General features: G+C 71.5%; 6 protein-coding genes and 1 pseudogene. 4 read left to right on the forward strand and 3 right to left on the reverse strand.

The features are described 5' to 3' along the window. The 3 genes and pseudogenes from SSOG_RS44655 to SSOG_RS44665 all read left to right on the forward strand — a co-directional run. A pseudogene (locus SSOG_RS44655) lies at window positions 1-317 on the forward strand (hypothetical protein); the annotation flags it as partial. A 5-nt stretch (window positions 318-322) separates the two neighbouring features. Next, window positions 323-2,425, forward strand: coding sequence for an ATP-binding protein (locus tag SSOG_RS44660; protein ID WP_039940265.1), 2,103 nt, complete (start codon window positions 323-325; stop codon window positions 2,423-2,425). A 7-nt stretch (window positions 2,426-2,432) separates the two neighbouring features. Further along, a complete protein-coding gene (locus tag SSOG_RS44665) occupies window positions 2,433-2,711 on the forward strand; it encodes a hypothetical protein (protein ID WP_009720935.1) in 279 nt (92 codons plus the stop codon). Here SSOG_RS44665 and SSOG_RS44670 read toward each other — a convergent pair. After that, on the reverse strand, window positions 2,699-3,361 hold the full coding sequence (locus SSOG_RS44670) for a hypothetical protein (protein WP_009720936.1): 663 nt from the start codon (window positions 3,359-3,361) through the stop codon (window positions 2,699-2,701). The genes SSOG_RS44665 and SSOG_RS44670 overlap by 13 nt on opposite strands. After that, window positions 3,358-7,947, reverse strand: coding sequence for a phage tail protein (locus SSOG_RS55240; RefSeq protein WP_009720937.1), 4,590 nt, complete (start codon window positions 7,945-7,947; stop codon window positions 3,358-3,360). Before SSOG_RS55240 ends, SSOG_RS44670 begins: the two co-directional genes overlap by 4 nt. 158 nt (window positions 7,948-8,105) lie before the next feature. Between SSOG_RS55240 and SSOG_RS44680 the strand changes: the two genes are divergently transcribed. Then, a complete protein-coding gene (locus SSOG_RS44680; RefSeq protein ID WP_009720938.1) occupies window positions 8,106-8,306 on the forward strand; it encodes a DUF4236 domain-containing protein in 201 nt (66 codons plus the stop codon). On the opposite strand, the gene SSOG_RS44685 is transcribed toward SSOG_RS44680, so the two are convergent. Then, window positions 8,295-8,861: a nitroreductase family protein gene (locus tag SSOG_RS44685; RefSeq protein ID WP_009720939.1), complete on the reverse strand. Its 567-nt coding sequence runs from the start codon at window positions 8,859-8,861 to the stop codon at window positions 8,295-8,297. The two genes, SSOG_RS44680 and SSOG_RS44685, sit on opposite strands and share 12 nt — an antisense overlap. Window positions 8,862-8,907 lie beyond the last annotated feature (46 nt).

Genomic DNA, 8,907 nt, shown 5'->3' on the forward strand with positions numbered 1-8,907 from the left:
CCGCCCTGGTCGCCGAGCGCCGGGCGGTGCCGCTCGCGCCGCACGCCGGCCTGGAACGCACCGTCACCCTGGCCGCGGCGCTCGGCCTGTCCACGATCGCCTGGACGCTGTGGCGCGACCGCGAGACACCGGATCCGCTCCTGGCCCTGCACCGCTTCGCCGATCTGGAGGCCACGGTGCGCTCCGAGCGCGCGGCCGTCCGGGTGCGCGTACCGATGGGACGGCGCCACGCGGACCTCCTGCGCGGCGGCCTGCTCGCCGACGTGCCCGACGTGGTCTGGCTGGGCGGCCGGACCCTGACCTTCTCGGCCGGGTGAGGCACATGGGCGAACCAGCGGTGGAGCACCTGCGGATCCGGCTCGCCGAGGCGCACCGGGCGCTACGGGCCGCCGTCGAACGGCAGGCGCTGCTCGCGGCCCGGCTCACCCGGCCGGACCTCACCCCGTACTGCGTCACCGACGAACAGGTCGACGTCCTCCTCGGTGAAGTGCACGCCTTCACCGACACCATGGCCGAGCCGTACGCACCCCCGCGGCCCGAGCCGGACGCCGAACGCGACCTGAGGCGGTGCGCGGCCGCCGAAGGCACCACCTTGCCCCTGGACGCCCTCGCCACCCGGTTCGGCCTGACCCGCGCCGAACAGGACGCGCTGCTGCTGGTCGCCGCGCCCGAACTGGACCGCGGCTACGAGCGGATCTACGCCTACATCGTGGACAACCTGAACCGGCGCCTCCCCAGCGTCGAACTGCTGGTGACCGTCGGCACGGACAGCGCACCCGCCCGCCTCGCCCTGCGCCGCTCCCTCGGCCCGTCCGGGACCTTGCGCCGCTACGGTCTGCTGCGCGCGCACGGCGAGGCCGCGGTCGAGTTGGCCCAGGAACTGGTCCTCGGCCCCGGGGTGCTGGACTTCCTGCTCGGCTGGGGCGGCGACGTCGGACTGCTCGGCCACGACCCCGGCGAGGTCGCGCCACCCGAACCGCGCGTCCTGTCCCCCTATCTGTCCTCGGACCAGCTCATCCGGTTGGGCCGCGCGCTCGGCTCCGGTGATCTCGACCTGGCCGGGCTGTGGGGCTGCCCGCCCGACGGCCAGCTCGACGCCGTCCAGGCCCTGACCCGCGCCGCACAGGCACCGCTGCGCACCCTGACCGCCGACCCCGAGGCCGACCTGCGGACGGCCGCCGCACTGGGCGCGGTGCTGTGGATCCCCACCGATGACCTGCACGGCGAGCAGCGGCGGCCCCACGCCGACGCGATCTCCGCCGCACTGCTGCGCTCACGCGTACCGGTGTGCCTGACCGGCCTGAAACCCTGGCGCCCCGCGGGCCTGCTCGCCGCGCGCGCCTACGCCGAACTCACCGTGCCCGCACCGGGGTTCACCGACCGCCGGGCCATGTGGTCCGCCGCGCTCCCGGACCTGGACGGGCCGCTCCTGGAAGACCTCGCCGTCCGGTACCGGATGAGCGGCGGCGAACTGCGCGCCGTCGCCTCGGTCGCGGACGCCGGGGCGCGCCTGGCGGGCAACGGGCGCCCGGAGCCGGTCGCCGACCATGTCGAGCCCGCCATCGCCACCGTCACCCGCGGACGCAGCGGCAGCGCCGTCCACTCCATCGTGCCCCGCCGCACCGTCGACGACCTGGTCCTGCCCGACGTCCAGTTCCGCCAGATCCTGGAGATCGCCTCGGCGTTCCGCGCCTGGCCCCGGATCGCCGAGAGCTGGGGCTTCGCCCGCCGCTCCGGACACGGCGGGGTCAAGGCGCTCTTCACCGGCGAGCCCGGCACCGGCAAGACCATGTCCGCCGAGATCGTCACCGGCATGCTGGGCCTGGAGCTGCTCAAGGTGGACCTCGCCCAGGTCGTCTCCAAGTGGGTGGGGGAGACGGAGAAGAACATGGAGACCGCGTTCCGGCAGGCCGAGGAGAGCCACGCGGTGCTGCTCTTCGACGAGGCCGACGCCCTCTTCGGCAAACGCGGCGAGGTCAAGCACGGCACCGACCGGTACGCCAACCTCGAAGTCGGCTACCTCCTCCAGCGCCTGGAGGCCAGCGACGGACTGGTGATCCTCACCAGCAACCTCAAGGACAACATCGACCCGGCGTTCACCCGCCGCTTCCACTTCGTCGTCCACTTCCCCCGCCCGTCCGCCGCCGAACGCCGCAGGCTATGGCGCCTCGTCTTCCCCCGGGAAGCCCCGCTCGCCCCCGACGTGGACCTGGACGCCCTGGCCCGCCTCGACATGACCGGCGCGGGCATCACCGCGGCGGCCCGCACCGCCGCCCTCTCCGCGGCGGACGGTAACAGCGCTACGATCGGCATGCGCCATATCGTCCGCGGCGTGGCACGCCAGTTCCAGCGCGAGGCCCGCCTGCTCCGCCCGGCCGAACTGGGCCCCCACGCCCACCTTCTCGACGACGCGACCCAGGGGTGAAACGCCGATGCTGCCCACCGAACCCCCGCTCTCCCTGCACCGACTGGTGGCCCCGGTGCCACCCGCACGGCCGCAGGAAACGGCCACGGCCACCCGTCAGACCCCGGCTCCCGCTCCCGCCGCGCCGCAGTCGCCGAACGCGCTCGAACGGCTCCTGGCGGCGGGCCAGAACCAGGTGGGCAACGCGGCCGTGGCGGGCGCGGCGGCCCAGACGAGCACCGTCCCGGCCCCGCCCGTCGTGGTGGCGGTGATGGCGCCGAAGCCGAAGGCCGCTCAGCCCTCCTGACGCCCTGCCGCCTTCCGCCGCAGCTCCTCGACCAGTGCGAGGGAGGCGCGCGCCTGCTCCACCTCGGCGCGGTCCACGGACCCCGCGCCCCGGTTCCACGGCTGCCGCGATTCCTCGTCGAGTCGGCGCGCTTCGTCGGCGTGCACCTCGTACAACACGTCGAGCAGGGAACACTCAATGGTGGTGGATTCGGCGTCGCGCACCTCGCTGTAGGGGTAGGCCGCCGAGCGGAGACAGAAGGCGGTGGGGCGGCCCGCCCGCAGTTCCTCGGTCCGGTAGCACACGATGTGGTCGTCCCCGGCGGACGTGGCCGCGGGAATCTGCACCAGCGGCAGCAAACCGGGGTCCAGGGACAGCACCAGCCGTTCGGTGTCGTCCAGCGGGCCGGGAACGTCGGCGGGGCCGCCCTGTTCGGGCGGGACGGCCAGCTGCCAGGGCTGATTGGCGAAGTAGGCCAGCAGGTCCAGGGAGGACAGCCCGGCACCGACGATGACGAAGACCTCCTCGGGGAAGTCGGCACCGTAGCACTCGCGCAGCACCTCGCGCGGCCCCAGCCCGCTGTCGTACAGCGCCCGCGCCAGGCGCGCCATCGACGCGTAGTCCTCGCGCGACGCCGCCTCCCGCAGCCGGGCGACGGTCTCCGGGTTCACTGCGCGTCCCCTCCGCTCTCCGGTGCGTCCCTCATGGCCTCGTCGAGGGCCGTGCCGACACTCTCCCAGTAGGTGTACAGCTCGGGGGCGGTCATCGCCTTGATGATGTCCGAGGTCAGATCGCGGGCCCGCTGCACGGCCCGTTTGCGCCCCTCGTCGCCGCCCGCGCCGCGGACGAGCCGCTCGACGGTCTCCGCCAGCCGCTGAAGCTCCGCCTTGATGCTCGGGCTCTGGGCGGTCAGCCTGGGGTTGTCGGCCATGAGCATCGCGACGTTCTCCACATGGACGAAGACGGTGTCCCGCAACGTGAACCGCAGCCTCTTCGACATCCCGGGATTCGCGTGGAAGTACTCCCGGGAGAGGGTGTGCGCGCTGGTGTAGGACTGCGACTGGATGATGAGCGCGTACATCCGGTGCGCGACGCGGATGGCCTCCTCCGCACCGCCCTTGGCCCGCATCCTGCCCCGGGCGGCCAGCTGGACGTCCGACGGCTCCACGGTCAGTCCCCGGTCCCGGTCTCCCGGCTCCGGGCTCGTGGTGGTGGACGCCTCGGGGACGTAGGCGACCGGCAGCTCCTCGCCGAAGACCTCCCGGTACCGGATCCGCAGGGTGCGCCCCTCCGCGCTGCCGACGCCGTACAGCCCGCCCTGGATGCGGCGCAGCGCGCCCAGCCGGCTGTCCTGGAAGAGGCCGTCCGGCCGGTGCCGGTCCCACGCCTTGATCAGCATGTTCGGCTCGGTCGGGTAGAGCATCTGCGGGAACTTCTTGCCGATGACGACCCGGATCGCCCGGTCCAGCTCGTTGGCGAGCAGTGTGAGCTGCTTGGGGCGCTGGTCACCCTCCGGGCTCCAGTTGAAACCCTTGAAGCGGTAGCCGCCGATGGTGATCTGCGGATGGCTCGCCATCGCGTCCAGGATCCGCTTGTACGCGGCGAGGACGCCCGTCGTCTCGGACACCGCGACCCCGGTGTCGGCGTCCTGGCCGAGGATGTGGACCTGGTCGTTGGCGTGCGACAGGATGGCCGTCGCCTCGCGGGTGTACGAGGAGTTCGTCACCTCCTCGCGGAAGAGGCCGTAGGGGAGCGCGTCCTTGTCGCGCAGGCCCTTCTCGTGCTTCTCCGCGACGCGCTTCTCGTCGTTCGTCAGTTGCCGGTACTTCTTGCGGACCTCCGCCATGGGGACCTCACGGCCGTCGTTGTGGAGCCACTTGGGCGTCCAGATGAAGCCGAACACGGCCATGATGAGCTTGAGCGGCCGCTTGACGGCGTCGATGGCCTCGTTGAGTACCTTGCTGTCGTTCTTCTGGTCGAGGTGCTCGAAGGTGTTCACGCCGATCACGACGGCGGTGCTCACCGGCCCGAAGTGCTTGGTCTCGGGGCTCTTCCAGGCGTCGTGGAGATAGCGGGCGGCCATGCCCGGGTTCTTCTTCACCTCGCTGGGGACGGCCGCCATGTTGACGACGAAGCCGGTCCTCGGGTCGCTCCCCGCCATGGGAATGTTCTTGATCGGGTTGAGCTGGTCGACCGCCTTCCCATGCTTCCTGATCTTGAAATTTCCCTCGGCCGGGCCGATCTTGTAGGGGAACTTGTCCCCCAGGTCCTCGACCGGGGTCTCCGCCTCCGGGTTGATGGCCACCTTGATGCGGTACTTGTCCCCGGTCACCTTCGCGAGCCGGATCCGCGTGAGGCGGTGCCGCCGCTTGATGCCCGGGAGCCCGCGCCGTACGGACTTGACCGTCGCCGACTCCTCGCCCAGCAGCCGCGTCGCGTCCCGTACGGCGGCGTCGAGGGCCCGCTTCTTGTCCGCCGCGGACCGCTTGTCCCGCCGCTTCTTGTCCGGCCGCCTCTTCTTCGGGTCCCGCCTGCGCTTCGGCCTGCGCCGGTCGTCCTTGCGGGGCCTGCGCCGCTGGTCCGGACGCTTGCGCCGGCGCGGCCTGCCCGGCCGTTGCTTGTCCTTCGCCTTGTCCTTCGCCTTGGGCTTCGGCTTCGGCTTCTTCTTGTCGAACTTCGACCTGATCTTGGCCCAGAGCTTCTTCACCAGGCCCACGATCTTGTCGATCACCCAGTCCACCGCCCGGTTCACCGGCTTGGACATCGCCTGGACGATCTGCTTCACCCGGGAGGCGATGCCGCCCACGCCCAGGACCGCGGCCAACACGCCCAGCAGGACCGGGATGGAGCGGGCCAGGGCGCGTTCGATCAGGCCCGGTACGCCGCCGCTGCCGCCCCTGGCGATGGCGATGACCGCGTCGAGTACGGCGTTCACGAACTCGAAGATCTGGCGCGCCTGGGTGACGATGAAGCGCACGAAGTCGATGATCAGCTTCACCGCCCGGACGAACGCGGACGCGGGGTTGAGCAGCGAGAGCACCCACATGATCCCGGCCTCGATGATCGTGGGCGTCACATACGCGATGACCTTGTCGAGCAGGTCCTTCTTCAGGTCGCCCACGCGCGCCTTGAGGTCGTCCCACATCCCCGCGACGCCCCGCTTGCGGACCTCCGCGACCAGGGGTACCGAGGTCTCGGCCGCCGTCACCGCCGGTTCCATCGTCGGCACCTTGCGGACGATCCGGGCGCGGACCGACTGCCAGGTCAGCCCGAGTACGGAGGCGAGCATCTTCAGGACGCCCTGGGCGTCGAACTTCGCCGGCACCTCGATGCCCGCCTCGGCCGTCTTGCCCAACAGCCATGACAGGATGCCCTGTTGCAGATGGCGGCCGATGTTCTGGAGGAACTGCCGCAGCCCGGCGCCGACGGCCGAGACCAGATTGCGCAGGAAGCCGATCGGGTCCTTGAGGATCAGCATGACCGCCTGCGCGGCCTTGGCGAGCACCGACAGCAGCAGGCGCTTCAGCTCCAGGATGGTGTCGATCACGGCCTTGACCGCGTTCACGGCCTTGGCCACCAGGCCCTTGTTCTTCTCCTTCTCCGCGGCGATCTCGTCGTCGACGGACTTCAGCGCATCGGTGTACTTGGTGGCCAGGGTGTCGACGAGCTGGGTGCCCTTGTCGTCCACGGACTGCGTGAGTTCGTCGAACTTGTCGGTGAACTCCGCGGCTGCCTCCCGGCCGATGGACCGCAGATCGGCGGGGAGCGCCCGCACCGCGGTCTGCATCTCGGTCCGGCCGTCGGCGATGCGCCGCTTCGCCCGGTTCAGCTCCCCGCCGATGGTGTCCGCGACGTCGGAGATCACCTGCCGCATCCGGCGGACGTAGTGGGCGCGGGCGTCGTCGAAGATCTTGTCGGCTTCCGCGGGAAGCCCCGCGAACAGGTCCCGCACCCAGCGCAGTTTGCCCGTCGCACCCGAGTAGCGACGCTCCTTGTACTCCTCCATCTTCCGCTTGTGCTCGGCGGTGAAGTCGTCCCGGGCCGCCTTCTCACCCCTGCCGAACTGGTCGTCGACCAGCTTGTCGAGGCCGTCGAGGATGGACTCGACGTCCTTCTTCATCGTGTCGAAGACACCTTGCAGGACCGTCGTGACCTGGGCCCGCTTGTCCTCGTCCCGGCCCTTGGCGCCGGACTTGCCCGCGCCGACCTGCTGCCCGGTGCGCACCCGCTGGGCGCCCATCGCGCCCATGGCCGCGGCGCCGAGCCGCTTCGCCCGCGCGGTGGACTCGCGCAGCTCGCCCGCCTCGTGCTTGCGCAACCGTCCCGGGGCCGCCGCGGAATGCCGTTCAGCGGCCTTCTTCTCGCCCAGTGCCTTGCCGAACGCGGGTTCGTTGGACTTCTTCAGCTGTACCTCGGTGACCTGTGCGTCCGCCATCCGCTGGTCGACCTGGGCGGGCCCCGCGGACATGTCGGTGGCCGATGGCGGCAGCGTGTCGGGTACGGCGTTCGCCGGATCCGGCGTCCCCGGTGTCCCCGGCGGCCGGTCGGCGGCCAGCGGGACGACCTTCTTGGGCACGGCCGCCGAGGTGTCCGGCGGCGCCGCGGTCGTCGTGGAGATCTGCTCGGCCGAGTCCGACTTGCCCTGACCGACCTGGCCCTGGACCTGCGCCCGCACCTCTTCGGCCTTGCCGGAGTCGGCGAACTTGTCCGCCTCGTCCAGGTTCTTCGGCGCCTTCTCCGCGATCGCCTTCTCGACCGCCCTGATGAACGCTTCCTTGTCGAACTCCTTCGGCTCGGCCTCGTTCATCTTCTCGGCGTTGGCCGTCTTGCCCTGCGCCTCTTCGTCGTCCTTGGGCGGCAGCGCCGCGTCCTGCGCCGCCGCCGCCTCGGACCGCGGAGGCGGGTGCGAGGCCGCCACCGAGCGCTTCTTGTGCCGTACGTCCTTCTTCAGCGCCGCGAACTTCGGATCCGCCTCTGGGCCGGGCCGCGCCGTCACCTCCGGGGCGCTCCCGGAGGCCGCGGCCGCCGCGACCGCACCATTGCCGACCGTGTCCTGTCCGGCGTCCGGCAGCCGGTCCGGCGGAGGCGGCGCCGGTCCGCGCCCGGCGGCCAGCGCCGCCGATACCGCCGCGTTGGACGCGGGCAACGGGTGCCGCGCGGGGCCGCGTACGTCCGGCCGTTCCTTCACCGGGTTCGCCGGGGCGGGAACCCTCTTCGACGCCCCGGGCCGCAGCGCGAGGGCCTTCGTCGGTGGCATCGGACGAAACCCCTCCCATTGCGCATTTCTCCCGGTAAAGGGTGGCAGTACGGGCGTGACGGGCCCGTCACCGCCCTGTTGGTGAAGCGTCTCCGGGAGCCCGGGCCGCGTACGAACGTGCGTGCGGGGAACGCGAGGAGGCGAGGAAAGGAGTCATCGTGCCCGTCACCTTCCGCAAGAGCTTCCGCATCCTTCCTGGCGTCCGGCTCAACATCAACCGCAAGTCCGTCTCCGTCACGGTCGGCAAGGGCGACGCCAAGCGCACCTACTCCTCGACCGGCCGCAGGACGACCTCGATGGACCTCCCCGGGCCCTTCGGCTACCGGAAGACCACCACCAAGAGCACCTCACGCCGCTGACGACTCGATCGAGGCGCCCAGCCGGGTGATGGTGTCGTGTACGTCGCGCACCGGCTTAGGAGCCGTCGAGCGGTGCGGATGCGGGGTGCCGATGTACAGCCAGCCCAGCAGCTGTTCCCCGGGCCGGATGCGCAGGGCGTCGTGGACCGCGGGGGACTCAAGACCGTGCCCGGTGCGCCAGATGCTTCCCCAGCCGTGATCGTGGAGCAGCAGCTCCAGGCAGTGCACCAGCGCCGCGGTAGCGGCCAGCTGTTCCCACCGCGGGACCTTGGTGTTCTGCCGGGGAACGAAGACGATCGAGGCGAGCAGGGGCGCCCGCAACGGCTTGAGCGCCGCGCGGGCCTGCGCGTCGTCTGCGCCTGCCGCGGCGAGGGCCCGCCCCAGCCGGGCGCGCTGCCCGCCCCTGAGGAGGACCCACCGCCAGGGCCGCAGCCGTCCGTGGTCCGGCGCGGCAGACGCGGTCCGCAGGAGCCGGGTGAACTGTTCGTCGTCGGGTGCGGGATCCGTCAGCTGCTGCTGGCTTCGGCGGGTGAGGACTGCTTCGGTCAGTTCCATGTCGTCACTGCTTCCTGGTCAGCGGCCACGTGGACGCATACGGAGG

The sequence above is a fragment of the Streptomyces himastatinicus ATCC 53653 genome (assembly GCF_000158915.1).
Classification (GTDB): domain Bacteria; phylum Actinomycetota; class Actinomycetes; order Streptomycetales; family Streptomycetaceae; genus Streptomyces; species Streptomyces himastatinicus.